General features: G+C 59.4%; 29 protein-coding genes and 1 tRNA gene. 7 read left to right on the forward strand and 23 right to left on the reverse strand.

Going from position 1 to position 26,014, the window contains the following annotated elements:
* Positions 1 to 234: 234 nt before the first annotated feature.
* The 5 genes from F7R20_RS08970 (at position 235) to F7R20_RS08990 (ending at position 5,717) form a co-directional block, all read left to right on the forward strand.
* The gene (locus tag F7R20_RS08970; RefSeq protein ID WP_003205013.1) at positions 235 to 2,010 is read left to right on the forward strand and encodes a copper resistance system multicopper oxidase; all 1,776 of its coding nucleotides are present in this window, start codon (positions 235 to 237) and stop codon (positions 2,008 to 2,010) included.
* 10 nt (positions 2,011 to 2,020) lie between these two features.
* Positions 2,021 to 2,941 carry a copper resistance protein B gene (locus F7R20_RS08975; protein WP_003205015.1) on the forward strand — a complete coding sequence of 307 codons (921 nt, stop codon included), beginning with the start codon at positions 2,021 to 2,023 and terminating at the stop codon, positions 2,939 to 2,941.
* Positions 2,942 to 2,994: 53 nt separating this feature from the next.
* Positions 2,995 to 3,381, forward strand: coding sequence for a copper homeostasis periplasmic binding protein CopC (copC, locus tag F7R20_RS08980; protein ID WP_003205017.1), 387 nt, complete (start codon positions 2,995 to 2,997; stop codon positions 3,379 to 3,381).
* A 4-nt stretch (positions 3,382 to 3,385) separates the two neighbouring features.
* Entirely contained in the window at positions 3,386 to 4,297 is a 912-nt protein-coding gene (gene copD / locus F7R20_RS08985) for a copper homeostasis membrane protein CopD (protein WP_003205019.1), read from the forward strand.
* A 232-nt stretch (positions 4,298 to 4,529) separates the two neighbouring features.
* Complete coding sequence (locus F7R20_RS08990) at positions 4,530 to 5,717, forward strand: cyanate transporter (RefSeq protein ID WP_003205021.1); 1,188 nt, start codon at positions 4,530 to 4,532, stop codon at positions 5,715 to 5,717.
* Positions 5,718 to 5,722: 5 nt separating this feature from the next.
* Here the strand turns inward: F7R20_RS08990 and F7R20_RS08995 are convergent, their stop codons facing one another.
* The 19 genes from F7R20_RS08995 to F7R20_RS09085 all read right to left on the reverse strand — a co-directional run bounded on the left by F7R20_RS08995 (position 5,723) and on the right by F7R20_RS09085 (position 20,483).
* The gene (locus tag F7R20_RS08995; RefSeq protein ID WP_003205022.1) at positions 5,723 to 6,406 is read right to left on the reverse strand and encodes a hypothetical protein; all 684 of its coding nucleotides are present in this window, start codon (positions 6,404 to 6,406) and stop codon (positions 5,723 to 5,725) included.
* A 244-nt stretch (positions 6,407 to 6,650) separates the two neighbouring features.
* Positions 6,651 to 6,726, reverse strand: a tRNA-Lys gene (locus F7R20_RS09000).
* Between the two features lie 63 nt (positions 6,727 to 6,789).
* Complete coding sequence (gene queC, locus F7R20_RS09005) at positions 6,790 to 7,464, reverse strand: 7-cyano-7-deazaguanine synthase QueC (protein ID WP_161796660.1); 675 nt, start codon at positions 7,462 to 7,464, stop codon at positions 6,790 to 6,792.
* Between the two features lie 19 nt (positions 7,465 to 7,483).
* Positions 7,484 to 8,131, reverse strand: a complete 648-nt coding sequence (queE, locus tag F7R20_RS09010; protein WP_003205025.1) for a 7-carboxy-7-deazaguanine synthase QueE — start codon at positions 8,129 to 8,131, stop codon at positions 7,484 to 7,486.
* Positions 8,132 to 8,298: 167 nt separating this feature from the next.
* Entirely contained in the window at positions 8,299 to 9,138 is an 840-nt protein-coding gene (gene ybgF, locus F7R20_RS09015) for a tol-pal system protein YbgF (protein ID WP_003205027.1), read from the reverse strand.
* Positions 9,139 to 9,144: 6 nt separating this feature from the next.
* Positions 9,145 to 9,642, reverse strand: a complete 498-nt coding sequence (gene pal, locus F7R20_RS09020) for a peptidoglycan-associated lipoprotein Pal (RefSeq protein WP_003205029.1) — start codon at positions 9,640 to 9,642, stop codon at positions 9,145 to 9,147.
* A 52-nt stretch (positions 9,643 to 9,694) separates the two neighbouring features.
* The gene (tolB, locus tag F7R20_RS09025) at positions 9,695 to 10,996 is read right to left on the reverse strand and encodes a Tol-Pal system beta propeller repeat protein TolB (protein WP_003205031.1); all 1,302 of its coding nucleotides are present in this window, start codon (positions 10,994 to 10,996) and stop codon (positions 9,695 to 9,697) included.
* Positions 10,993 to 12,072 (reverse strand): cell envelope integrity protein TolA, encoded by a 1,080-nt coding sequence (gene tolA, locus F7R20_RS09030; protein ID WP_003205033.1) that lies wholly within the window; start codon positions 12,070 to 12,072, stop codon positions 10,993 to 10,995. The genes tolB and tolA overlap by 4 nt, the downstream gene beginning before the upstream one ends.
* Positions 12,072 to 12,524, reverse strand: a complete 453-nt coding sequence (gene tolR, locus F7R20_RS09035) for a protein TolR (protein WP_161796096.1) — start codon at positions 12,522 to 12,524, stop codon at positions 12,072 to 12,074. The genes tolA and tolR overlap by 1 nt, the downstream gene beginning before the upstream one ends.
* Positions 12,525 to 12,547: 23 nt before the next feature.
* On the reverse strand, positions 12,548 to 13,243 hold the full coding sequence (tolQ, locus tag F7R20_RS09040) for a protein TolQ (protein ID WP_003205035.1): 696 nt from the start codon (positions 13,241 to 13,243) through the stop codon (positions 12,548 to 12,550).
* Positions 13,233 to 13,700, reverse strand: coding sequence for a tol-pal system-associated acyl-CoA thioesterase (ybgC, locus tag F7R20_RS09045; protein WP_003205037.1), 468 nt, complete (start codon positions 13,698 to 13,700; stop codon positions 13,233 to 13,235). Before ybgC ends, tolQ begins: the two co-directional genes overlap by 11 nt.
* 127 nt (positions 13,701 to 13,827) lie before the next feature.
* Positions 13,828 to 14,889, reverse strand: a complete 1,062-nt coding sequence (ruvB, locus tag F7R20_RS09050; protein ID WP_003178599.1) for a Holliday junction branch migration DNA helicase RuvB — start codon at positions 14,887 to 14,889, stop codon at positions 13,828 to 13,830.
* Positions 14,890 to 15,498: a Holliday junction branch migration protein RuvA gene (gene ruvA / locus F7R20_RS09055; protein WP_003205039.1), complete on the reverse strand. Its 609-nt coding sequence runs from the start codon at positions 15,496 to 15,498 to the stop codon at positions 14,890 to 14,892. It lies immediately after the preceding gene.
* Positions 15,499 to 15,613: 115 nt separating this feature from the next.
* Positions 15,614 to 16,138 (reverse strand): crossover junction endodeoxyribonuclease RuvC, encoded by a 525-nt coding sequence (gene ruvC / locus F7R20_RS09060; protein ID WP_003178595.1) that lies wholly within the window; start codon positions 16,136 to 16,138, stop codon positions 15,614 to 15,616.
* 163 nt (positions 16,139 to 16,301) lie between these two features.
* Positions 16,302 to 17,048: a YebC/PmpR family DNA-binding transcriptional regulator gene (locus tag F7R20_RS09065; protein ID WP_003205041.1), complete on the reverse strand. Its 747-nt coding sequence runs from the start codon at positions 17,046 to 17,048 to the stop codon at positions 16,302 to 16,304.
* 120 nt (positions 17,049 to 17,168) lie between these two features.
* Positions 17,169 to 18,944 (reverse strand): aspartate--tRNA ligase, encoded by a 1,776-nt coding sequence (aspS, locus tag F7R20_RS09070; protein WP_003205043.1) that lies wholly within the window; start codon positions 18,942 to 18,944, stop codon positions 17,169 to 17,171.
* Positions 18,945 to 19,019: 75 nt separating this feature from the next.
* Positions 19,020 to 19,241, reverse strand: a complete 222-nt coding sequence (locus F7R20_RS09075) for an FmdB family zinc ribbon protein (protein WP_003178589.1) — start codon at positions 19,239 to 19,241, stop codon at positions 19,020 to 19,022.
* Positions 19,242 to 19,462: 221 nt separating this feature from the next.
* Positions 19,463 to 19,804: a ribbon-helix-helix domain-containing protein gene (locus F7R20_RS09080; RefSeq protein WP_003205045.1), complete on the reverse strand. Its 342-nt coding sequence runs from the start codon at positions 19,802 to 19,804 to the stop codon at positions 19,463 to 19,465.
* Positions 19,805 to 20,012: 208 nt separating this feature from the next.
* Positions 20,013 to 20,483, reverse strand: a complete 471-nt coding sequence (locus F7R20_RS09085) for a Dps family protein (protein WP_003205047.1) — start codon at positions 20,481 to 20,483, stop codon at positions 20,013 to 20,015.
* A gap of 394 nt (positions 20,484 to 20,877) precedes the next feature.
* Between F7R20_RS09085 and F7R20_RS32060 the strand changes: the two genes are divergently transcribed.
* Complete coding sequence (locus tag F7R20_RS32060; protein WP_003205048.1) at positions 20,878 to 21,483, forward strand: cold-shock protein; 606 nt, start codon at positions 20,878 to 20,880, stop codon at positions 21,481 to 21,483.
* Positions 21,484 to 21,560: 77 nt separating this feature from the next.
* Here the strand turns inward: F7R20_RS32060 and F7R20_RS09095 are convergent, their stop codons facing one another.
* Together F7R20_RS09095 and F7R20_RS09100 are read right to left on the reverse strand one after the other, a co-directional pair.
* Positions 21,561 to 21,767: a SlyX family protein gene (locus F7R20_RS09095; protein WP_003205050.1), complete on the reverse strand. Its 207-nt coding sequence runs from the start codon at positions 21,765 to 21,767 to the stop codon at positions 21,561 to 21,563.
* Between the two features lie 3 nt (positions 21,768 to 21,770).
* Entirely contained in the window at positions 21,771 to 22,196 is a 426-nt protein-coding gene (locus F7R20_RS09100) for an HIT family protein (protein WP_003205052.1), read from the reverse strand.
* An 889-nt stretch (positions 22,197 to 23,085) separates the two neighbouring features.
* Here F7R20_RS09100 and F7R20_RS09105 point away from each other — a divergent pair.
* Complete coding sequence (locus tag F7R20_RS09105) at positions 23,086 to 24,369, forward strand: OprD family porin (RefSeq protein WP_003205054.1); 1,284 nt, start codon at positions 23,086 to 23,088, stop codon at positions 24,367 to 24,369.
* A 163-nt stretch (positions 24,370 to 24,532) separates the two neighbouring features.
* On the opposite strand, the gene F7R20_RS09110 is transcribed toward F7R20_RS09105, so the two are convergent.
* On the reverse strand, positions 24,533 to 25,375 hold the full coding sequence (locus F7R20_RS09110) for a mechanosensitive ion channel family protein (RefSeq protein WP_003205055.1): 843 nt from the start codon (positions 25,373 to 25,375) through the stop codon (positions 24,533 to 24,535).
* Between the two features lie 84 nt (positions 25,376 to 25,459).
* Positions 25,460 to 25,945: a YajQ family cyclic di-GMP-binding protein gene (locus F7R20_RS09115; protein ID WP_003205057.1), complete on the reverse strand. Its 486-nt coding sequence runs from the start codon at positions 25,943 to 25,945 to the stop codon at positions 25,460 to 25,462.
* Between the last annotated feature and the right edge of the window lie 69 nt (positions 25,946 to 26,014).

Consider the following 26,014-nt stretch of genomic DNA (forward strand, 5'->3'; position numbering starts at 1 on the left):
GGGTATCAATCAGGCACGGGACAGCGTGAAGCCGGCAAGGCTACAGAATATCCCGTCGATGCAAAAGATCATTCTGACCTGTGCCCGACCCTGGAACCGGACGCGCGCCCCAGCAAGAGCAAGCTGACCGAAATGTAATCACCTGCCCGGCCGGCTTATGTCATCTTCTTTTCAAAGCGACACCGGGGGATTGCCCCCGTGTTCGCTGCGAATCGACTGACGGACTTCCATCGTATGCAAACAAAAACTTCCCGGCGAACCTTCGTAAAGGGCCTGACTGCCGGCGGCATCCTCGGCGGCCTGGGCTTGTGGCGCGCGCCTGTCTGGGCGGTCACCGGCCCGGGCCAGCCCAACGTCCTGAGCGGCACCGAGTTCGATCTGTTCATCGGCGAAAGCCCGGTCAATTTCACCGGCAAGCCACGCACCGCCCAGACCATCAACGGTGGCATCCCCGGCCCGCTGCTGCGCTGGCGTGAAGGCGACACCGTGACCCTGCGGGTGCGCAATCGCTTGAAGGACACCACGTCCATCCACTGGCACGGCATCCTGCTGCCAGCCAACATGGACGGCGTTCCGGGGTTGAGTTTCAAGGGCATCGAACCCGACGGCATGTACGTGTATCAGTTCAAGGTCCGGCAAAACGGCACCTACTGGTACCACAGCCATTCCGGCTTCCAGGAACAATCCGGGGTCTACGGCCCGCTGGTGATCGACGCCCGGGAACCGGAGCCCTTCCAGTACGAACGGGACTATGTGGTGATGCTCACCGACTGGACCGATGAGGACCCCGGCAACATCCTTCGCAAGCTCAAGAAACAGTCGGACTACTACAACTACAACAAACGCACCGTCGGCGACTTCATTGACGATGTGGGCAAGAACGGCTGGGCCAGCACCGTGGCCGACCGCAAGATGTGGGCCGAGATGAAGATGAATCCCACTGACCTGGCCGATGTCAGTGGCGCCACCTACACCTACCTCATGAACGGCCAGGCGCCGGACATGAACTGGACCGGCCTGTTCAAGCCTGGCGAACGTCTTCGCCTGCGCTTTATCAACGGCTCGGCCATGAGCTATTTCGACGTGCGTATTCCCGGCTTGAAGATGACGGTGGTGGCGTCCGACGGCCAATACGTCAAACCGGTGAGCGTCGATGAGTTCCGGATCGCCGTGGCCGAAACCTATGACGTCATTGTCGAACCAACCCAGGAGGCCTACACCCTGTTCGCCCAGTCCATGGACCGCACCGGCTATGCCCGCGGCACCCTCGCGGCCAGGGCCGGGTTGTCGGCACCGGTGCCGCCCCTGGACCCGCGGCCATTGGTGACCATGGACGACATGGGCATGGGTGGCATGGACCACGGCTCGATGCAGGGCATGGCCGGGATGGACGACAGCCAGATGCAAGGTATGGATCATAGCCAGATGCAGGGCATGGGCGACATGGCCGGGATGGATCACGGTGCCATGCAGGGCATGGACGGCATGCTGTCGCATCCCGACACCGAGAAAGACAACCCCCTGGTGGACATGCAGGCCATGACCGTCAAGCCCAAGCTCGACGACCCGGGCATGGGGCTGCGTAACAACGGCCGCAAAGTGCTCACCTACTCAGACCTGCGCAGCACCTTCCCCGACCCCGACGGCCGCGAGCCGGGCCGTACGATCGAGCTGCACCTGACCGGGCACATGGAAAAATTCGCCTGGTCGTTCAACGGCGTGAAATTTTCCGACGCCGCGCCGCTGCTGCTCAAGTACGGCGAGCGACTGCGCATCGTGCTGATCAACGACACCATGATGACCCACCCCATCCACCTGCACGGCATGTGGAGCGACCTGGAGGACGAGAGCGGCCAGTTCATGGTGCGCAAGCACACCATCGACGTGCCACCGGGTGCCAAGCGCAGCTACCGCGTCACCGCCGATGCCCTCGGGCGCTGGGCGTACCACTGTCATCTGCTGTTTCACATGGAGATGGGGATGTTCCGTGAAGTTCGGGTGCAGGAATGAGGAGCCGACCATGACCACTGTTTTTCACTACCCCATGGCACTCATTGCCAGCCTGACCCTCGGCGCCACCACCTCGGCCTGGGCGGCGGGCAACGACATGCAAGGCATGGATCACAGCCAGATGCCCGGGATGGACCATAGCCAGATGCAAGGTATGGATTCGATGCAAGGCATGGACTCGATGCAGGGCATGGAACCCATGCAATCAGCGCCGACCACCAGTCGCACGCCGATCCCGGAACTGACCGCCGCCGACCGCGCCGCCGTCTACGAGGATCATGGCGGACACGCGATGCATGACAGCGCCATCAATTCGTTTTTCCTCATCGACCAGCTGGAGTGGCAAGACGCCGATGACGGCAGCGCCCTGAGCTGGGATGCCTCCGGCTGGATCGGTGGCGACATCGACCGTTTGTGGCTGCGCTCCGAAGGTGAACGCCTCAACGGCAAGACCGAAGAGGCGGAACTTCAGGCCCTGTGGGGCCACGCCATCAGTCCTTGGTGGGACGTGGTGGCCGGCGTACGCCAGGACTTCAAGCCGGGCGATCCACAAACCTGGGCCGCCTTCGGCGTGCAAGGCATGGCGCTGTACAACTTCGAAGCCGAGGCCACCGCGTTCATCGGCGAAGGTGGCCAGAGCGCGGCGCGGCTGGAAGGCGACTACGACATCTTGCTGACCAATCGGTTGATCCTGCAGCCCACCGCCGAGGTCAACTTCTATGGCAAGAACGATCCTGCCCGCGGCGTCGGCTCAGGGCTGTCGGACACCGAACTCGGCGTACGGTTGCGTTATGAAATACGCCGCGAATTCGCACCCTACATTGGCGTCACCTGGAATCGGGTCTACGGCAACACCGCCGATTACGCCCGTGAAGAAGGCGAAGACCGCAGCGAAGCCCGCCTGGTGTTGGGCGTGCGCATGTGGTTCTGAGCCACTGACCTGTTTCACTCAAAACTAAAAAACCAAGCTGTAGGAGTCCTTGCATGTCATTCATCAAAACCGCTGTTGTTGCTGTCGCCTTGTCCACCGGCCTGTTGGTCAGTGGCCTGGCCCAGGCCCACCCGAAACTGCTGTCCTCTACCCCTGCCGAAGGCGCCGAAGGTGCGGCACCGGCAAAGATCGAGCTGCATTTTTCCGAAAACCTGATGACCAAGTTTTCCGGTGCCAAGCTGATGATGACCGAGATGCCCGGCATGGCGGCGCATTCGCCCATGCCTATGCCAGCCAAGGTCTCCGGCAGCGATGACCCGAAAACCATGGTCATTGTCCCGAATGGTCCCCTCACCGCCGGCACCTATCAGGTCCAATGGCGCGCGGTGTCGTCCGACACTCACCCGATCACCGGTAACGTCACGTTCAAGGTGAAGTGAGTTGATGAGCGACTCGATCAACATTGCGCTGCGCTTTGCCCTGTACCTGGATTTGATGTTGTTGTTCGGCCTGGCCGCGTTCGGGCTCTATAGCCTGCGAGGCCAGGAACGGGTGTCAGGCGCGCAACTGCCTTTCACGCCACTGCTAGTGACCACGGCGGTGCTGGGCGGGTTGCTCTCCCTCGCCGCCATGGCGTGCATGGCCTGGGCCATGAGCGGCGTTGCGGACTGGGCCGAGCTGTGGCCGCACATTGAAATGATGGTGTTGGAGACCGACGTCGGCTCGAGTTGGACACTGCGGATGGCGGCGCTGCTGGTGGCCGTTGTCGCCGTGACGCTCAATAAACGTTGGCCGACTGCCAGCCTGGGCCTGGTCATGCTGGGCGGGGCCGTGGCCTTGGCGACGCTGGCCTGGGCAGGACACGGCGCCATGGACGAAGGCGCACGCCGCAACTGGCACTTCATCACCGACTTCCTGCACCTCTGGGCAGCGGGTGGCTGGGTCGGGGCCTTGGCCGCGTTTGCCCTGCTGCTTCGCCAGGCCGAACCGCAGTTGGCGGTACTGGCTCGGACATTGATCGGGTTTGAAACCGCCGGGGCGGTGATCGTGGTGCTCATCACCGTGACAGGGGTGGTCAATTATCTGTTCATCGTCGGCCCAAGCGTCGAAGGACTACTGGACAGCACCTATGGTCAGTTGTTGGCGCTCAAACTCGTCTTGTTCGCGGCCATGCTGGTGTTCGCCGCGCTGAACCGCTTTCACCTGAGCCCATTGCTGGAGCAGGCCCGACACACCGGCGAGCACAGGGTCGCGGTGACAGCCCTGCGGCGCAGCATGGTCCTGGAGTTCGCTGTGGCGGTGGCCATCCTTGGGTTGGTGGCATGGCTGGGGACACTGAGCCCGATGCCGGATTAAACCTTCCCCTCTGTGGGAGCGAGCTTGCTCGCGATAGCGGTGGGTCAGCTCGTACTGATGTGCAGGTATTGCCGCCATCGCGAGCAAGCTCGCTCCCACAAGGGATGGGCATTGGGCTCTCGGACAAGCTCCGTAGCGCTATCGAATTTTTAAATACCTCTGTCCAATTTTCAATTTGCCCACAACGTCCGGAGCCAGCCTAAATGCCCCTTTGCCCAGCAAAGGCGGCTCCATGGAAAATATTCGAACCTCAAGCACCCACGCCATCTGGCTGATGGTCAGCATCGTCTTGGTGGCGCTGAACCTGCGGCCCTCGATGGCAGCGGTCGGGCCGTTGTTGTCAGCTATTCGCGGCGAGGTGCCCTTGAGTTTCAGTACCGCCTCGCTGCTGACCATGTTGCCCGTCATGGCGATGGGCCTGGCGATGTTCTTGGGCATGCGCATCGCCCTGCGCATCGGTGAACACCGCACCATCGTGCTATCGCTGTTGATCATTGGCATCGCCACGGCCTCGCGCTTGTATCTGGACAGCGCCGCCGGGTTGATCGCCAGTGCGATCGTGGCCGGGCTCGGGATCGCCTTGATCCAGGCTGTGATGCCGGCACTGATCAAGTCGCGCTTCGCCGACAACGTCTCGCTGTTCATGGGCTTGTACGTCACCTCCATCATGGGTGGGGCGGCGATTGCCGCATCGTTTTCACCCTTTGTCCTGACCCAGACGGGCAGTTGGCGCGTCGGCCTGGCAATCTGGGCATTGTTGGCACTGGTCGCCCTGGGCTGCTGGTATGCCCAGCGCTCGAACATCACGCCCTTGCCCGACGGAGCGTCCCGGCATCACGAAGCGTTTTCCAGCAACGCCCGGGCCTGGCTCCTGGCGATTTTCTTTGGCCTGGGCACCGCCTCCTACACCTGCGTGCTGGCCTGGCTGGCACCGTACTACGTGGAAAAGGGCTGGAGCGAACAGCACGCTGGCCTGTTGCTGGGGTTCCTCACGGCAATGGAAGTGTTATCCGGCCTGGTCACTCCGGCGATTGCCAACCGCAGCCGGGATAAACGCCTGGTCCTGGCCGTCCTGCTGGCCCTGATCATCGGCGGCTTCTGCGGCCTGATCCTCAGCCCGGAACGCTTCAGCCTGCTCTGGGCCTGCCTGCTGGGGCTGGGTATCGGCGGCCTATTCCCCATGAGCCTGATCGTCTCCCTCGACCACCTGGACAACCCACGCCGGGCCGGCGGCCTTACCGCGTTCGTGCAGGGTGTCGGCTATCTCATCGCCGGCCTCTCGCCATTGATTGCCGGGATGATCCGCGACCAATTGGGGAGTTTTGAGTGGGCCTGGTGGTCGCTCACGGCGGTCATGGTGTTGATGATGGTGATGGTATTGCGGTTTGACCCAAAGGGTTATGGGCGACATATCCGCTAACGCTACTACTTTGTCCCGGTGAAAAAACGACTGCTGTACTCTTCCAAGGCTCGGATTTTCTCCTCGGTATCGGTCGAGAAGCGCAGTTGCAAGGGATCTTCGTCAACAACGGAAGTCGCCGCCGTGTAGGACAGCAGGTAACTGGCAAGGCCACTCTTCCAGGCAAGGATGCCGATCGCCTTGGTCAGCTCGTTCAGGTTCAGCGGCAGCGCATCTTCAATGGTGAATAAACCGATACCGTAATTGGGGTCGAACAACACCAGCTTGTCCCCGCCTCGGATGATGTAGCCAATATGGTTGGTCAGCCATTTGGAGTTTTTCAAGTAGGACGCATAACCCAGCACTGGAAACCATCCCGACAAGCTCAGGAGGACTTTACAGCCTCGCGCTTCAAACTTGGACTTATGCAGGTCACCGCAGACGTCACGGGTTTGCTGGTATCGGCCCAGGACGGCCTGCAGCGTTTCGGCCGTGTTGAGGTTGGAATTGATCTTCAGCAACGCCGCCTTGGCTTTTACAAAAGCGACATGCTCGACCCAATGCCCAAAATCGGGTTGCCCTTCCACATCATAGGAGCCGACGGCAATGCCGACCGTGGCGGTTACCCCGGCACACCATCCGCCCTTGATATCAGCCTTGATATCCTTGCCCTGATCGAATGGAGCAAACTGGGTAATTCGCAGCTTCATGTCGAATCCTCCTTGATCGAACCTCTCGCGTTTTATAACGAGGTGCACGCTGCGCTTGAACAAGGAGCGGGCTTCAACAGTCTAGGAGTTGAGGCCGGCTTTTCCAGGTTAATGGCGTAATCTCCCAAGGACTGGCGCCACACCAGTCAGATTCGGGACTTGTCCGGCCACTTTCTCGCAGGCAAAAAAAAATCCGGAAATCCTCACTTTCGTGGGCCTTCCAGACTTTTAAAACTGCAAAAAATGGTGGGTCGTGTGGGATTCGAACCTACGACCAATTGGTTAAAAGCCAACTGCTCTACCAACTGAGCTAACGACCCGCTGTGTGGTGGCGCGTATAATACTGATTTCTAAGGACTATTCAACACCTAATTTGAAATAAATCAAAAATAACGGGTTGGATCGCTCACACCCGCCGCAGCGAAGCCTTCTGCGCGCAGGCGGCAGCTGTCGCATTTGCCGCAAGCACGGCCCTGATCGTCGGCCTGATAGCAGGAAACAGTGAGCCCGTAGTCCACGCCAAGCTTCACACCGGCCTTGACGATGTCGGCCTTGCTGAGATTCTGCAACGGCGCCAGGATGCGGAAACCCTGCCCTTCTACACCGGCCTTGGTCGCCAGGTTCGCCATGCGCTCGAAGGCTTCGACGAACTCCGGGCGGCAATCCGGGTAACCGGAGTAATCCACGGCATTGACGCCGATGAAAATGTCCCGAGCGCCCAGCACTTCGGCCCAGCCCAATGCCAAGGACAGGAATACGGTGTTACGCGCCGGCACATAGGTCACCGGGATGCCTTCGCTAGGCGCCTCCGGCACGTCGATGGAACTGTCGGTCAAGGCCGAGCCACCAATGCCATTGAGGTTCAGGCCGATCACTTTGTGTTCCACCACGCCCAGGTCCCGGGCCACTCGCTCGGCAGCGTGCAGTTCAGCGCGGTGGCGCTGGCCATAATCGAAACTCATGGTGTAGCAGCGGTACCCCTCGGCACGGGCCATGGCCACGACGGTGGCCGAATCCAGGCCGCCGGACAACAGGATGACCGCACGTTTTTCGGCAATGTTCGAATGTTCAGTCATATCAGCGCCCCGGCTCGTCGTTCCAAAGATATTTATGCAGCTGCAGTTGCAGGCGCACCGGCAGGTTATCCGCCACCACCCAGTCCGCCAGGTCCCGGGCGCTCAAATCGTGATGGCTCGGCGACAACAACACTTCGCCGGCCCGCTGGTCGAGCCCGTACTGGATCAGCTTGGACACGGCCCAGTCGTAATCTTCCCGCGAACAGATCACGAACTTGACCTGATCGTTGGGGGTCAGCAACTCGATATTCTCGTAACGGTTGCGGTGCGCTTCCTTGGAGCCTGGAGTCTTCAGGTCCACGACGCGACTGACGCGCGGGTCGACGGCCGAGATATCCAGGGCGCCGCTGGTTTCCAGGGAAACCTCGTAACCGGCATCGCACAACTGCTTGAGCAAGGGGATGGCATTGGGTTGCGCCAATGGCTCACCACCCGTGACGCAGACATAACGCGGACGATAACTGGCCACTTGCTCAAGGATATCGTCGAGGGTTCGCAAGGTGCCGCCGCTGAACGCGTAGGCACTGTCGCAGTATTGGCAGCGCAACGGGCAACCGGTGAGGCGCACAAATACTGTGGGCAGCCCAGCCGTCCGCGTTTCACCCTGCAACGAGTAAAAAACTTCGGTGATTCTCAATGTGTCTTGCATAGTCGCCACGGGCGTAACAGCTAAACAGGCTGTCCGCCTCCGTCAGGCACTTCAAGGAACCCCGCCAACGCGCAGATCCCAAAAAGCGTGTTTCATAAAAAAGGGCGTGAATTCTAACGAAAAAACCCGCGACAGGCGCGGGTTTCTTCAAAACAGGTCAAGCCGACTTACATGCGTTGCAGATCACGCTGGGCCAACTGGGCGGCGGATGTACCCGGATATTGGGCCACCACCTGCTGCAGAATGCCTTTTACCTTGTCGGTGTGACCGAGGCGGCGCTCTACATCAGCCAGCTTGTACAGCGAATCCGGCACCTTGGCGTGCTTGGGATACAGTTGCGAAACCTTGGCGAATGCCTGGCCGGCACCTTGCAGGTCGCCTTTGGCCAGGTTCACTTCACCCAGCCAGTATTGGGCATTGCCCGCGTACTGGCTGTTTGGGTATTTGCGCAGGAAGGCGGCAAAGGCCTGGCTGGCCTTGTCGAAATCCTTGGCCTTGATCAGGTCGAAGGCAGCATCGTAATAGAGCTTTTCCTTCGCCGGATCAGCCGGCTCGCCACCGGCGGCAGGTGCTGCAGGAGCAGTTGCCCCCGCGCCTGCGGCTGCACCGGGGGCGTTCAAGTCGCCACCGGCAGGAGAATTCTCAGGAGTCGCGGCAGGTGCAGGTGCAACGCCGGTTCCTATGCGCCGATCAAGATCCTGGTATCGCTCCAGGTTTTCCTGCTTCATGCGCGAAATATCATTCTGCAGAACTTCGATCACGCCTTGCTGGCGCGAAAGCTGATCCTGCATTTGCTGGAGCTGGTTGAACAGCTCGCCCTGTGCCGAGACAGGGGCCGAAACCCCTCCCCCGGCATAGGCGCCGTTCGTACCGTAACCTGCAGGCGGATAGCTGCTCCCGCTATTGTTATAGCCGGCATCGTTATCGACCACAGGAACCGCAGCCCACGCCGCAAGCGGCGCGAGGCTGAGAGCCAGAACAGTTACAGCACGACGGCACGTTCGCATGACGAATTACTTACGCAGTTCGACGCGACGGTTTTGAGCCCAGGACTGCTCGTCGTTGCCGGTAGCAACTGGACGCTCTTCGCCGTAGGAAACCAGTTCCAGCTGAGCTGGGGAAACACCTTGCAGTACCAGGTAGCGTTGAACGGCTTTCGCACGACGCTCGCCCAGTGCCATGTTGTACTCACGAGTACCACGTTCGTCGGTGTTGCCTTCCAGAACAACGCGAGCGCCGTTCGACTTCAGGTCTTTGGCGTGAACGTCCAGAGCGCGCATGGCTTCTGGCTTCAGGTCCGAGCTGTCGTATTCGAAGTAGAAGGTGGTGATTGCGCGCAGAGCAGCTTCTTCGCTCAGGGAGCCGTCAACTGCACCGGTGTTAGCGCCGTAACCAGCGTTTGGATCAACAGCGCCTTCACCGGCATTGTCGCCGCCTTTGGACGAGCAACCTACAGCTACAGCCATGGCCAGAGCCAGCGCAGCAAATTTACCAAACTTCAGCATTTCCATCGTGAAACTCCTAATGAACCCCAGTGTGTTAAGTAAAACGTATAGCGCCGCGTCAGTTCAGGTAAGGGGACCAGGACGGTTCTCTGACTTCGCCTTGAGCGGTAGGAAGCGGGAGCCTCACGCGTCCATTAATGGACACGAGCATCAAGACTCCCCGGCCCTGCTGGCGGGTGGCGTAGATTACCATGGTGCCGTTGGGCGCAACAGTGGGTGACTCGTCCAGAGTGCTATCAGTGAGGATTTTTACGCTACCGCGCTGCAAATCCTGGGCCGCCACCTTGAAATTAGTGAAACCATCCTGGCGATGGATCATTACCAGGGTCTTTTCGTCCGCCGACAGTTTAGGGTTGGCGTTGTAGTTACCGACGAACGTCACGCGTTCGGCACCGCCACCACCAGCACTGGTCTTGTAGATCTGTGGCTTGCCGCCACGGTCGGAGGTGAAGTAGATGGTCGAGCCATCCTTGCCCCAGAACGGTTCGGTGTTGATGCCCGGGCCATTGGTGACGCGGGAGATCGAACGCGAAGCCAGGTTCATCACATAGATGTCCGGGTTACCGTCCTTGGACAGCACGAACGCCAGGCGCGAACCGTCCGGCGACCAGGCTGGCGCGCCGTTCAGGCCTTCGAAGTTGGTGATCTGCTCACGACGACCGGTGTCGATGTGCTGCACGAAAATGCGCGGACGCTTCTGCTCGAACGAGACATAGGCGATGCGCTTGCCATCGGGGGCGAAGCGCGGCGACAGGATTGGCTCGCGCGATTGCAGCAAGGTCACTGCACGGGCACCGTCATAGTCGGAGCGCTGCAGGGTGTAGCGGGTGTTGTTTTCGGAGAAGCGCTCGGCCGTCACGTAGAGCATGCGGGTAGAGAACGCGCCCTTGATGCCGGTGAGTTTCTCGAACGACTGGTCGGCGATGTAGTGCGACATGTCGCGCAACTGATCGACGCTGCCCGACACGCTGCCGGTCAGCACTTGCTGCTCGGTGGCGACGTTGAACAGGGCGTACTGCACCTGCAGGCGACCGCCAGCCGGAACGATACTGCCGACCATGATGTACTGGGCGCCCAGGGCCTTCCAGTCACGGTAGATGACTTCGCTGGCCTGGGTCGGCAGGCTGATCATGTTCTGCTTCGGAATCGGCGCGTAGTAACCCGAGTTGCGCAGGTCGTTGCCGATGATTTCCGCCATGTCGTCCGGCAGGACGCTACCGCCCTGCCAGCCGAACGGTACGACGGCGATCGGGGTCGCCCGGTCGCTGCCGCTGGTGACCAGGATGTTCTTTTCCTCTGCTACCGCTATCCCTGCCAGGCAGCAGATAACGACCAGCATTGATCGAAGAAGGTTTCTCACAAGGCTAGATCCTCAGGTGTGAATGTCATCTTGAATGAACGATAGGGAGCAAAGTCGCTCGGTTTCATTCCTTGCATTTCCGTCAATCGCCCAATGTTCTTGACCGCTGCGACCGCCGAAGCGTCGAACGGACCGTCACCACTGGACTTGGCGACGCTGACCGAGGTAACCGTACCGTCGGGCAACATGCCGATTTGCAATACTACCGTCATGCCTTTGCGCGCCGAAGGGGGACGAGCCCAGCCTTCTGCCGCTCGTGCGCGAATCAAATCATCGTAGCTGCCGGCGACTTCATCGCCCTGCTCATCAGCCAATGCCTGCTGGCGCTCCGGCGTGTCGGAAAGCAGATCTGCCAAGGCCTGGGCCTTTTTGTCTTCGGCGGATTTACGCGCTGCGTCCTGGGCCTTTTTCTTGGCGGCGTCGGCGGCGGCTTTCTTCTTCGCGTCTTCGGCGACTTTCTTTTTCGCCTCTTCAGCTTCAGCTTTCTTCTTGGCGTCTTCGGCCGCTTTCTTCTTCGCGTCCTCGACGATCTTTTTCTTCGCTTCTTCAGCGGCCGCTTTCTTGGCCTCTTCTTCAGCGGCTTTCTTGGCTTCTTCTTCGGCCTTCTTCTTGGCTATATCAGCCAATTGTTTCTCTTCTGCCTTTTTGGCCTCGGCGGTTTTCTTCGCTTCGTCGGCTTTCTTGGCTTCGTCAGCCTTTTTCGCCTCGTCAGCTTTCTTCGCCTCATCGGCCTTCTTGGCTTCCTCGGCCTTTTGAGCCGCTTCCTCTTTCTTTTGTTCCGCGGCCTTTATCGCTTCCTGCTCGACCTTCTTCTGCTCCATCTGCTCGACTTCAGTCTGGCGCGCGGCGGATTTCTTCGCCTCACCGGCAAGCTTCTGGTTGGTCTGGGTGGTCGCCTGGCTTTTCGACTTGAGCTGGTACAACGTCGCCTGCACGATCGGCTTGGCCGGCGGCAGCTCAGGGGTCATGGCAAAACTGACGAACAGCATGCCGAACACCAGTACGTGCAGACCGATTGCCAGGACACTAGGCCAGAAGTAGCTTTCCGAGGCGGACGGCTCTCGCTGTTGCTGCATCAGGGCGCCTCAGTGATCAAGCCAACATTACCGACCCCGGCTTTCTGCAGGCCACCCATGGCGCCCATCACGGCACCGTAGTCGACGGTCTTGTCACCGCGAATGAAGACCTGCGTGCGCTTGCCGGCGTCGTTGCCGACACGAATGATCTTGGTCACCGCATCGGTCATCTGCGGCAAGGTCATGGCCCGGTCCTGCTGCTTCTCGGTGTCGACTTCGCTGCCAAGGTTCCAGTAGTAGGTCTTGTCAGCCTTGATCGAAATGGTCAGTACCTGGGTGTTGTTGTCCTGCGGCAAGGCTTCGCTGGAAACCTTGGGCAGATCGACCTTCACGCCCTGATTGAGCATCGGCGCGGTCACCATGAAGATGACCAGCAGCACCAACATCACGTCGATGTAGGGCACCACGTTCATCTCGGCAACCGGCTTGCGCTTGTTTCGGGCTCGAGCGATTAAAGCCATGGGGAAATACCTGCTTATTCTTCGCTGGTGTGCACTTTGCGGTGCAGGATCGCCTGGAATTCATCGGCGAAGGTGTAGTAACGGCTGGTCAGCGCTTCGCTACGGGCAGCGAAGCGGTTGTAGGCGATCACGGCCGGAATGGCCGCGAACAGGCCGATGGCGGTGGCGACCAGTGCCTCGGCAATACCCGGGGCCACGGTGGCCAGGGTCGCTTGCTGGGCAGAGGCCAGGCCACGGAAGGAGTTCATGATCCCCCACACGGTGCCGAACAGACCGATGTACGGGCTGACCGAACCAACGGTGGCGAGGAACGACAGGCCTTGTTCGAGTTTTTCTTCCTCGCGGGAGATGGCCACGCGCATGGCACGAGCCACGCCTTCCATCACCGCTTCCGGGTCAACGCCTGGCTGCTGGCGCAGACGGGAGAATTCCTTGAAGCCGGCACGGAAGATCTGCTCCACGCCCGAATCCGGGTCCGGGTTGCTCCCGGCCTGACGGTAGAGCTTGGACAGGTCGATGCCGGACCAGAAGCGCTCTTCGAAGCTCTCCAGGGCACGGCGACCGGCGCGCAGCATGTTGCTGCGCTGAAAAATCATGATCCATGAGGTCACCGATGCGGCTACCAGGATCAGCATTACCAACTGCACCACGACGCTGGCATTGCTGACCAAGCTCCACATGGAGGTATGGTCGACGACGTTAGCTTCCACGCTTTATCTCCTGCTCTGAGTGTGTACCCGCGCCGCTCACGCCGGCAAAGGCCGCACGTAGAGCTTCGGGAATGGCCCGGGGTTTCAAACTATGGGTGCGCACACAGGCCACCAAAAACTGCCCTTCACAGAGCAGCACGTTATCCGTAGCCCGCCTGACCTGCTGCTTGAAACGCAGGCTGACACGGTTCAATTCGATGACATCGGCACTTACCACCAGTTCGTCGTCCAGTCGCGCCGGCGCGTGGTAGCGCGCTTCGCTGGAATGCACGACGAATAACAGGTCCTCCCCTGCCAGCGCGGATTGGGCAAAACCCAGTTCCCGCAGCCGTTCGGTTCGAGCCCGTTCCATAAACTTGAGGTAATTGACGTAGTAGACGATGCCGCCAGCATCGGTGTCCTCGTAATAAACGCGACAGCGATGTGCGAACGACTCCAGCCCGTTTTGCGCGCGCATACTCTAGTGCTTACTCCTCAGGTTGCCAATCGGCCAGGCAACTGTTTTTTCATTCTCGAACGCATTGACGCTCCAGGCGTGGTCTGGGACAGCACGAACTGGAAAAAAGTCGGCGTACAGAGCTCGTTCAATCGTCCACGGCATCGAGGAATTCGTCTACCACCGGCATCTCACCCATTCGTGTCGGGATGTTTAAGCCAAAATGCAAATAAGCATGACGGGTCACCACGCGCCCGCGAGGGGTACGCATGATGTAGCCCTGCTGGATCAGGTACGGTTCCAGCACATCTTCAATGGTGTGGCGCTCTTCGCTGATGGCCGCCGCCAGGCTGTCCACGCCCACCGGGCCACCGTCGAATTTCTCGATCATGGTCAGCAGCAGGCGCCGGTCCTGATGGTCGAAACCGCGCTCGTCGATGTCCAGCAGGTTCAACGCCAGGTCGGCAATCGGCTTGGTGATGTGGCCCTTGGCGCGGACTTCGGCAAAATCCCGGACCCGGCGCAGCAGGCGGTTGGCGATCCGCGGCGTACCCCGGGCACGCCGGGCGATCTCATACGCACCGTCCGGGTCCAGCGGCAACCCGAGGATGCCCGCCGAACGACTGACAATCGTCGCCAGGTCGGCGTTGTTGTAGAACTCCAGGCGCTGGACGATACCGAAGCGGTCCCGCAACGGGTTGGTCAGCATGCCAGCGCGGGTGGTGGCGCCCACCAGGGTGAAGGGCGGCAGGTCGAGCTTGATCGAGCGTGCCGCCGGCCCTTCACCGATCATGATGTCAAGCTGGAAATCTTCCATGGCCGGATACAGCACTTCCTCGACGATCGGCGACAGCCGATGGATTTCGTCGATGAACAGCACGTCATGGGGCTCAAGATTGGTCAGCAGCGCCGCCAGGTCACCCGGCCGCTCGAGGACCGGCCCGGACGTGCTCTTGATCGAGACGCCCATTTCCTGGGCAATGATGTTGGCCAGGGTAGTCTTGCCCAGGCCCGGCGGACCGAAGATCAAGGTGTGGTCCAGCGACTCGCTGCGCCCACGGGCGGCCTGGATGAACAACTCCATCTGCTCGCGCACGGTCGGTTGGCCGATGTAGTCGGCCAGGCTGACAGGACGAATCGCGCGGTCCTGGATTTCCTCGCGGTCACGGGGCGCGCCCGTGGCGGCGATCAGGCGGTCAGCTTCAATCACTTAAATCATTCCCTTCAGGGCACGGCGAATCATGTCTTCAGTGCTCAGGCCTTTTTCCTTGATGGCGGAAATCGCCTTGCTGGCTTCCTGCGGCTTGTAGCCCAGGGAGATCAGCGCGGTGACCGCATCGCTTTCGGCGCTGACCGCAGGCGCAGGCGCGTCCGGCTGGTTCGGCACCAGGGCGAACATAGCCGGCACCGCCTCCCAGGCCTTGAAGCGGTCCTTGAGTTCGACCAGCAGGCGCTCGGCGGTTTTCTTGCCCACACCCGGCACCTTGGTCAGGGCCGAGGTGTCCTGGGACTGCACGCAACGGACCAATTCATCGACTTCCAGGCTCGACATCAAGGCCAGGGCCAGTTTCGGGCCGACGCCATTGAGACGGATCAGCTCGCGGAAGAAGTCTCGCTCGCGCTTGCCGACGAAGCCATAGAGTAACTGCGCATCCTCGCGCACGACCAAATGGGTGTGCAGGGTCAGCGGCTCGCCGACCGACGGCAAGCGATACAGCGTGGTCATGGGCACTTCCAGCTCATAGCCCAGGCCATTTACATCCAGAATCAGGTGCGGCGGCTGTTTTTCAGCCAGGGTGCCGCGCAAGCGTCCAATCACGTTTCAGATCCTTGGGTGTTGGCCAGCCTGCTGGCTGGCGAGTAACAGCCCGGGCAGGAAGGCCGACGACACAGGCGCAAGATGCTCGGGCTCACGAAAGATTGCGCTGATGCTATCAGAGACGCAGGCGCCCGCCACGACTGCGTGCGGTTCCCAGGCCGTGAGGCAACAGGCTGGAACGGGTATGGGCATGGCAAATGGCAATGGCCAGGGCGTCGGAGGCATCGATCTGCGGCTTGCTGACCAGTTTCAACAGGTGCATCACCATCATTTGCACCTGCTCCTTGTTCGCCGCCCCGGTTCCGACGACCGCCTGCTTGACCTGGGTCGCGCTGTACTCGGCGATCTCCAGGTTTTCCTCGGCGCCAGCAACGATTGCCGCGCCCCGGGCCTGCCCCAGCTTCAGGGCCGAGTCGGCGTTGCGCGCCATGAAAACCTTTTCGATGCCCATGGTGACCGGGCCGTAGGTCTGGATGACCTCACGCACGCCGCGATAAACGATCTGCAAGCGCTCGTGCAGTTCACCCGCCCCGGTGCGGATGCAACCAGACGCGACGTACACGCAGCCGCGCCCGGTATCGCGAACCACACCGTAGCCGGTGATGCGCGAACCAGGGTCGATACCAAGGATTAAAGTCATAGCGCCTGCGGTTTGAAGGGGAGTTATCCAGACCTGTGGGAGCGAGCTTGCTCGCGATGGCGTCGGATCAGCAAGCACAGTGTTGACTGATGTATCACTATCGCGAGCAAGCTCGCTCCCACAGGTTGATCATTGGCAATCGTCAATATTTGAACTGGCTTTCTCAGCCCAGCTGTTCAGCCACCGACTCCGGAATGTCAGCGTTAGAGTAGACGTTCTGCACATCGTCCAGGTCTTCAAGCATGTCGATCAGCTTGAGCACCTTCTCGGCGCCTTCGAGGTCCAGTTCGGCACTGGTGGTCGGCTGCATGACGATCTCTGCGTCGGCGGGCTTGAAACCGGCCGCCTCCAGGGCGTTGCGCACGGCATAGAAGCTGGCGAACGAAGTAAACACGTCGAACGAGCCGTCTTCGTGGCTGACCACGTCATCGGCGTCGGCCTCCAGGGCCGCTTCCGTCAGGGCATCTTCATCGAGGCCCGGCGCGAAGCTGATCTGCCCCTTGCGCTCGAACAGGTAAGCCACCGAACCATCGGTGCCCAGGTTGCCACCGCATTTGCTGAAGGCGTGACGCACGGCGGCGGCAGTACGGTTGCGGTTGTCGGTCATGCATTCGACCATCACCGCCACGCCGCCAGGGCCATAACCTTCGTAGGTCAGCTCTTCAACGTTGTCAGCCTCGGTCGCACCGGCGCCACGGGCGACGGCCCGATCGATGATATCGCGGCTCATGTTGGCACCCAGCGCCTTGTCCAGGGCCAGGCGCAAGCGCGGGTTGGAACCCGGGTCGCCGCCACCCTGGCGGGCCGCGACCGTCAGCTCACGGATCCACTTGGTGAAGATCTTGCCTCTCTTGGCATCCTGACGTTCTTTGCGGTGCTTGATGTTCGCCCACTTGGAATGACCTGCCATAACTCGCTCCGTTTCTCTTTGGAACATTGCCCGCCCTGCGCGTACACAGTGGCCGGCAATCAGAAATATCGACCCCAATGAAAAGGCGCATCCGAAGATGCGCCCTCTCAGGTGCCAGCCTTACTCAGCCTTTGGCTGTTCACGCAGACGAATGTGCAACTCGCGCAATGCCTTGGCATCCACCACACCCGGCGCCTGGGTCATGACATCGGCCGCGCTCTGGGTTTTCGGGAACGCGATCACTTCACGGATCGACTGGGCGCCGGTCATCAGCATCACCAGACGGTCCAGGCCGAAGGCCAGGCCACCGTGGGGCGGTGCACCGTACTTCAGGGCGTCGAGCAGGAAGCCGAACTTCTCTTCCTGCTCGGCTTCGTTGATGCCCAGCAGGCGGAACACTGCCTGTTGCATTTCCTTGCGGTGGATACGGATCGAACCGCCACCCAGTTCGGTGCCGTTCAGGACCATGTCGTAAGCGCGCGACAGAGCGGTGGCCGGGTTGGCCTCCAGCTCTTGCGGCGAGCACTTCGGCGCGGTGAACGGGTGGTGCAGCGCCGAGAAGCTGCCGTCGTCGTTTTCTTCGAACATCGGGAAGTCAACGACCCACATTGGCGCCCATTCGCAAGTCAGCAGCTTCAGGTCGTGACCCAGCTTGATACGCAGCGCGCCCAGGGCTTCGCTGACGATCTTGGCCTTGTCGGCACCGAAGAACACGATGTCGCCGTCAACCGCGCCCACGCGATCGAGGATCACATTGAGGTTGGCTTCAGGGATGTTTTTCACGATCGGCGATTGCAGGCCATCAACACCCGCGGCGCGCTCGTTGACCTTGATGTAGGCCAGGCCCTTGGCACCGTAGATGCCGACGAACTTGGTGTAGTCGTCGATCTGCTTGCGCGGCATGCTGGCGCCGCCAGGAACGCGCAAGGCCGCGATACGGCATTTCGGGTCGTTGGCCGGGCCGCTGAACACCTTGAACTCGACGTCCTTGAGCTGGTCAGCCACGTCCACCAGCTCCAGCGGGTTACGCAGGTCTGGCTTGTCGGAACCGTAGCGGCGCATGGCCTCTTCGAAGGTCATGTGCGGGAACTCGCCGAATTCCAGACCCAGCACTTCCTTGAACAGGTTGCGGATCATGCCTTCGGTCAGGCCCATGATGTCTTTTTCGTCGAGGAAGCTGGTCTCGATGTCGATCTGAGTGAACTCAGGCTGACGGTCGGCACGCAGGTCTTCGTCGCGGAAGCACTTGGCGATCTGGTAGTAGCGATCGAACCCGGCCACCATCAGCAGTTGCTTGAACAACTGTGGCGATTGCGGCAAGGCGAAGAAGCTGCCGGGGTGGGTACGGCTCGGCACCAGGTAGTCGCGGGCGCCTTCCGGCGTGGCGCGGGTCAGGATCGGCGTCTCGACGTCGAGGAAGCCGTTCTCGTCCAGGTAACGACGGATGCTGGTGGTCATGCGCGAACGCAGGCGCAGCTTCTCGGCCATCTCCGGGCGACGCAGGTCGATGAAGCGGTAGCGCAGGCGGGTTTCTTCGCCCACGTCGGAGTATTCGTTGAGCGGGAACGGCGGGGTTTCCGATTCGTTGAGCACTTCCAGCTCGTAACCCAGCACTTCGATCATGCCGGACGCCATGTTGGCGTTGCCAGCACCGGCCGGACGCAGACGCACCTTGCCGGTGATCTTGACCACATATTCGCTGCGCACGCGGTCGGCGGTGGCGAAGGTGTCAGCGCGGTCCGGATCGAACACCACCTGGGCCAGGCCTTCACGATCACGGATATCGAGGAAAATCACCCCGCCATGGTCACGGCGACGATGGACCCATCCGCAAAGAGTAACTTCCTGACCTTCCAGGCTTTCGTTCAGTTGGCCGCAATAATGGCTGCGCATCATGGTAGTGGTTTCACTTCTCGTAATTCGAAATTCGGTTGGAGGACCTGCCCGTGCAAGCACTCGCGCGTGTTCAACTCAATCAGCTTTGTCGCCACCGGCCAAATTCTTCTTGGCGCCGGTCTTGAAGTCGGTTTCATACCAGCCTGTGCCGCCGAGGCGGAAACCAGGCATGGACAGCATCTTTTTCAGTTCTGGCGCCTGACAGGCAGGGCAGTCGACCAGCGGTGCCGCGCTGATCTTTTGAATGGCTTCCATCTGATGACCACAGGAAGCACATTGATAGTCGTACATCGGCATGGGGTTGTCTCGGCGATCAGGTTACTCGCGCAAAGGCTGGGCTTTGCGGCAAAGAGCGGGATTATATCCATTAAATGCGGCCTGTGCAGCCGTAAGACCGCACAGGCCATTTCCGGATGCTGTGTAGGAGCTGACGAGTGCAACGAGGCTGCGATCTTGCCCCAGACACTTGAGTCGCAAGCGCAAGATCAAGATCCAAAGATCGCAGCCTTCGGCAGCTCCTACGCCGCACCATGATCCATCCCGGTCTCCTTCAAACTGTGCACCACGCAGACCACACGCACCAGCGCGCTGAAATTGCGCACCCCGCCATGGCGCAGGTGCACCTCCCTGTCGACATGGGACAGCAACGTGCTGATGGAACAGCTGTTGAGCTGGGCCATGTCACCGAGGATATCCCAATAGACCTGTTCCAGCCGCAGACAGGTGGCGAACCCGTTCAGACGAATGGATCGGGCCAGGGGGCGCACCAGCTGCATATCGAACCCCCTGACGAACGGATCGACGCTGATGGACTGAAAGCGCCCACGCAAACCCTCCCCCGGTTCTTTTCCTTGAATCATACCGTTGACACTCCTTTGCCATACGAACCTCTCAGTTGGAACACTCCATCTGTGGCTCTATGGAAGCTCAACGGCATCGCCAGTTCCAGACGACTTTATGACCATGGACGTAGGACAAGCCAACAGCAGGCAGGCGATGAATTACGCCGTCCTACACGCCGCGCGCTGGGAATGCTGCCCGCGCCACGTCATCACCTGCCTGAGGTTACTAACCCTCCAGCAACGCCCGCAGCATCCACGCGGTCTTTTCGTGAACTTGCATGCGCTGGGTCAGCAGGTCGGCGGTGGGCTCATCACTGACCTTGTCCAATAAAGGAAAGATGCCCCGGGCCGTACGCGTCACCGCTTCCTGGCCCTCGACCAGTTGCCGGATCATGTCTTCGGCGCCAGGCACGCCTTCCTCTTCCTTAATAGAAGACAGGCGCGCGTACACCGAGTAGGCCCCCGGGGCCGGGAAACCCAGGGCGCGAATTCGCTCGGCAATCAGGTCCACCGCCAGGGCCAGCTCGTTGTATTGCTCCTCGAACATCAGGTGCAGGGTCCGAAACATCGGCCCCGTGACGTTCCAGTGGAAATTGTGGGTCTTGAGATACAGCACATAGGTGTCCGACAGCAGGCGCGAAAGCCCGTCGACGATGGACTTGCGGTCTTCTTCACTGATACCGATATCAATTGCCATGTTGGTTGATCTCCTGACGGTGATGAATTCGACAACGCCCCAAACTCTAGTGGTTTTGGCCGCCTATGGCCTGCGACAGATCGCCAGCCCTCCTGAACCGACAAGCCGGGACAGCGAGCGGTTCCGACGCCCCGAGGAATTCAACGCCGTTTGCCTGGCACCTTCAAGCACCGGCGGGTCTTTTCTGGCCGACGAACAGCGCGGTACGTGTCCGTAACGAGTTTGAGAAGGCCGGGGCTTTGCTGTTAAATAGGCAGTGTGTCGCTACGCTTATTTTCCCGGGTGTGGCGCATAGGCTGATTCGGGTACGTGTCCAACGCCTCTCATTGTTTCGAAGCGAACCGCCCCCGACCAGCTCTTCCTTGTGATCTGTCTTAACCGTGAGCCAATCAAAATGTTGAAAATCGTCCACTTGCTAATGGGCGCAGCTGCCCTGCTGCTGTCCTTCATCCCTAGCCTGGGTTCCGAAGCCACACCTTACCTGCAACACCCCGATGCACTGTACCTGGCCTTTTTCGGCCTGCTCAACCTGACCCTCGCACCTGTTATCCCTTACTGGAACAAAGGTCCACGTCACCAACTGCAAAACCTGGTCAGTGCCCTGCTGGTGCTGGCCGTTGCCCTGCAAACCCTGGCCCTGCTGGCGCCTATGCCGGAAATCGGCGGTCAACCGGCCATTCTGTTCAGCCTGGGTGCAGCACTGCTCGCCGTGGCACTGCACCTGGCCGTCAGCTTCTACAAGAAGTCGTCGCCGGCCGCCGCTGCGCAGAACTACGACATGTCCAACCGCGATACCGGCACGGTGAAGTGGTTCAATACGTCCAAAGGGTTCGGCTTCATCTCCCGCGACTCCGGCGATGACATTTTCGTGCATTTCCGGGCCATTCGTGGCGAAGGCCATCGCGTCCTGGTGGAAGGCCAGCGCGTGGAGTTCTCCGTGATGAACCGCGACAAGGGCCTGCAGGCCGAAGATGTGATCGCCGCGCTGCCGCGCCGCTGATCCCAGCATAAAAAAACCGCGATGCAGCCTGGCTGCTCGCGGTTTTTTATTGCCCGTCAAACGAGAGTCGGGCCTGGTCAGTAGTGAGGAGGCGGCGCCTCTTCTTCGAACGACTCGAACTGCCCGGCCATTTCTTCCTGGCGCTTGAGCAACGCCGCCATCTGCAGCTGCAGACGCTCGACGATCCGCTGCTGCTCCACAAGCACGTCGTTCAATGCCTGGATGGTGTCATCCTGAAACGCCAGACGGCTTTCCAGATCGGTTACGCGGTCTTCAAGGTTCATGGTTCAGCCCTCCAGAAACTTGAAATCATCGGTCAAGGCCACTCGCAACCGTTCACGAATGGCCGCGACCTGCCCTGCATTATAAGGCTGGGCTGGGTGTTTGCCCCAGACCGGCGCAGGCCAGGCGGCATCATCACGCTTGCGCACGATGACGTGCATGTGCAATTGACTGACGACGTTACCCAGGGTTGCAACGTTCATCTTGTCGGCATCGAACGAATCCTTGAGGGTTTCGGCCAGCGCCGTGGTTTCTTTCCACAGCTGTTGTTGATCAGCGTCATCCAATTGAAACAATTCGCTGATATCTTCCCGCCGCGGTACGAGGATGAACCACGGGTAGTTCGAATCGTTGGACAAGAGCAACCGGCACAACGGGAAATCACCGATGGGCAATGTGTCTTGTTGCAGTCGTGGATCTAAAGCGAACACCGCGTGTACTCCTCGCTCGTTATTGGTTCTGCCCGGTTTGGCGGCCCGCAGGCCTGCATAGGACTCAGATGCGCAGCATACCCGCGAACGCCGGATCGATCACTGCGTACCGTGCTGATGCCCGGCCTTCGAATGATTTTTTTCAACATACGGCATCAACCTGTGCAACCTGACGCACCAACACAGCGCAAGCGGCACGGTAAGGTCCTGACAGGACCATGCCAGAGCCCAGGCAAAGCCTCGACGCTGTAAGATTTTCGTACAACCTGAAATTTTTTTGCACCAAAACAGCACAGTGCGTCTACGCTCAGTGCACAAAGTATCCGTGATTTACTCACTGGGTAGGGTGAACCGGTAACGTTTTTGATTGTCTTGCCACGTTTGCTGGCGTCAAACACGAGAGCCGCACACGAGTCAACCCTATTTAAAACAAGGCCTTTGGAGCCCGGTTTCATGAGGTTTCACCGCGTCAATCGATAAAATGTGAAAAAAATGTAAACGAAAATCGGGTTTGAGCATGCTTGTTGCATTCATCCCCGCACTGTCCAAAGGTCCCGCCGGACGCGGGAACCTGCCGACATACAAAATTAAAGTGGCAAGGCTGCCCTCAGGAGCTTCAAGCGCGGTAATGACGGACTCTTTACACCGATGCCGGAAAAAGAAAACGACATTAAAGTTGTGAATACGGTTGCGTCGGAATAGCTGAAATACGACATGGATCGAGCCATTGGCGACATGGTCGTAAAGAAGCTGAAAGGTTGAATGGGCAAGTATCGCCAATAATGTCGTCGTGATATAAGTTTGCGCCGACACAAAAAGAAAGAGCCGCCCAGATAAAAAAACAGGTGGGACGGCAGTACTCTTCTAAAAACCAAAGGAGCAAATCACGATGCGCGTGATGAAGTGGAGCATGATCGCACTGGCTGTATCGGCCGGTACCTCGCAGTTCGCAATGGCGTCCTCCCAAGAGGAATCTAAAGGTTTCATTGAAGACCAAAGCCTGACCGCAAAAACTCGTCTTGAGTACATGAACCGCGACCAACGTAACGGCGGCGGCAACATTGCTCTGCCAGGTGGCGGCTTCAAAAATGGCTACCGTGAAGATACCGGTATTAGTGAGCTGCTCATTTACAAATCCGGCTTCACACAAGGCACTATCGGTGTCGGTGTTGACGCATTCGCAGGCGGCACCGCACGTCTGGACGGTGGCGAAGGCCGTCAGGGCAACAACCTGTTTGCTTCCGACGACGAAGGCAAGCCTGAACACACACAATCGAAAGCCGGCGCTGCTGTTAAATTCCGTCTTTCCGACACCGTCTTGAAATACGGCACCCAACAAACTGAAAGCCCGGTCTTCTCCACCGATGACAGCCGTTTGTTGCCAGAATTTGCTACCGGTACTTTGATCACCAGCAAGGAAATCAAAGGCCTGGAGCTGAGCGCTGGTCACTTCACCGCGATGAGCGGGCAGCAGAACATGGGCCACGACAGCATCAATGGCGCACATTCTAAAGGCCTGACTTCCGCTGACATCGCTGGCGCAACCTACCAGTTCACCGACAATTTCGTGGCTGGCGTTGCGGCTTCCGATGTCGATGACTACTTCAAGAAGCAATACGTCAACCTGAACTACACCCTGCCGATCGACGATTCGCAAGCGCTGAACTTCGACTTCAACGGCTATAAGAGCAAGAGCCAAGGTCAAGAGCTGGCAGGCGATGTCGACAACCGCATCTGGTCCCTTGCAGCTGCGTACAGCCTCGGCGCTCACAAGTTCACCCTGGCGCATCAGCGCTCTAGCGGTGACACTGGTTACGTTTACGGCGTAGACGGTGGCGGCACGATTTTCCTGGCCAACTCCATCCAATACTCCGACTTTAACTTCGCCGACGAGCGTTCGTGGCAGGCTCGTTATGACCTGAACATGAAAACCTACGGCGTACCAGGTCTGAGCTTCATGACCCGTTACGTTAAGGGTGACAACATCTCCACCGATACCGGTGAAGGTAAAGAACACGAATGGGACATCGAAACCAAATACGTACTGCAGAGCGGTCCAGCCAAAGACCTCTCGTTCCGTGTACGTCAGGCGTTCTATCGTGCGTCCTCTAACGTCACTGGCGACGTTAACGACTTCCGCGTAATCGTCGAATACCCACTGAGCATCTTGTAATTCAGTGCTAATTCGATAGCTGCACCCGCAACAAACAAAAACCGCTCACCTGATCCAGGTGAGCGGTTTTTTTATTTCGACTGCATTCAGTCTTTATACAACTTCTTAATTAGCAAGCTAACTAAACATAACCTGACCCCAGCGCCAGGTTATAGTCGAATCATTATTGCGCTGGCCCTTCCTGAACGACCCGAATCACTCGCTGTGGAAACGGAATATCAATACCCGCGTCCTTCAAGCGATCCCGCGCCTGCTCATTGAGCATGAACATCACGTTCCAATAATCCGCCGTCTTGACCCAAATGCGCAGCGACACCGTGATGGAACTGTCGCCCAAGGTGGAAATCACCGCTTCAGGCGCTGGATCAGCCAGCACGCGCTCATCCTTGGCCAACGCCAACAACACTTCCCGGGCTTTTTGCAGGTCAGCCTGATAATCCACGCCTACATCGAACACGACCTTGCGGGTCGGCTGGCGATTGGTATTGGTGATGATGCCGTTCGAAAGATTGCCGTTTGGCACGATGACAGTCTTGTTGTCACCGGTGCGAATCACGGTGTGGAAGATCTGGATGCTGTCGACCGTACCGGCCACACCCTGGGCTTCGATCCAGTCACCAATGCGGAACGGGCGGAACAGCAGGATCAGCACGCCACCGGCGAAGTTCGCCAGGCTGCCTTGCAAGGCCAGGCCAATCGCCAGGCCGGCGGCACCGATGGCGGCGACGAATGAGGTGGTTTCCACGCCGATCATCGAAGCGACGCTGACGATCAGCAATATCTTCAGGATGATGTTGGCCAGGGTACTGATAAACCCTTGCAGCGCCAGGTCGGCGTTACGCAAGGCCAGCAGCGCGCCGAGTTTCTGCGTCACTTTGTTGATCAACCACCAGCCGATGGCCAGGGTGATGACGGCCAGCAACACGCGGCTGCCGTATTCCATGATCATGGGGATCCAGGTCTGGGAAGCCTTGACCAGGTTGTCCACTTCAGCATTCAAATCCATCTTTCTCTCCTATTCCTGTTGCACGCAGCATTTTGTAGCGAGGGGGATTTATCCCCTCGCCACAATGTTTAATACAACCCAGTATCAGTCGCGGAAGTTGTTGAATTGCAGCGGCATACCGAATTCCTTGCCGCGCAGTGCCGCAATGGCTTCTTGCAAGTCGTCACGTTTTTTGCCGGTGACCCGCACCTGCTCGCCCTGGATGGCGGCTTGCACCTTGAGCTTGGCGTCCTTGATATGAGCGACGATCTTCTTCGCCAGCTCCTTGTCGATGCCTTCCTTGAGCACAGCTTCCTGTTTCATCAGCTTGCCCGAGGCATAGGCGTCCTTGACCTCAAGGCACTGCACGTCGATCTTGCGCTTGACCAGCGCCAGCTTGAGGATCTCGATCATCGCCTCGAGCTGGAAATCGGCCTCGGCGGTCAGGTTCACGGTCAGGTCTTTTTCCTTGAACTCGAAACTGCCCTTGCCCTTGAGGTCATAACGACGGTCGAGTTCCTTGACGGCGTTTTCAACCGCGTTGGTGACTTCGTGTTTGTCCAGTTCGGATACCACGTCGAATGACGGCATGTAGTGTTCTCCAAATAAAAAGGCGCGCCAGTATCAACGGCGCGCGCTTGGCTTATGGTTAAAATCGGG

The sequence above is a fragment of the Pseudomonas brassicacearum subsp. brassicacearum genome, from assembly GCF_008801605.1.
GTDB lineage: Bacteria > Pseudomonadota > Gammaproteobacteria > Pseudomonadales > Pseudomonadaceae > Aquipseudomonas > Aquipseudomonas brassicacearum.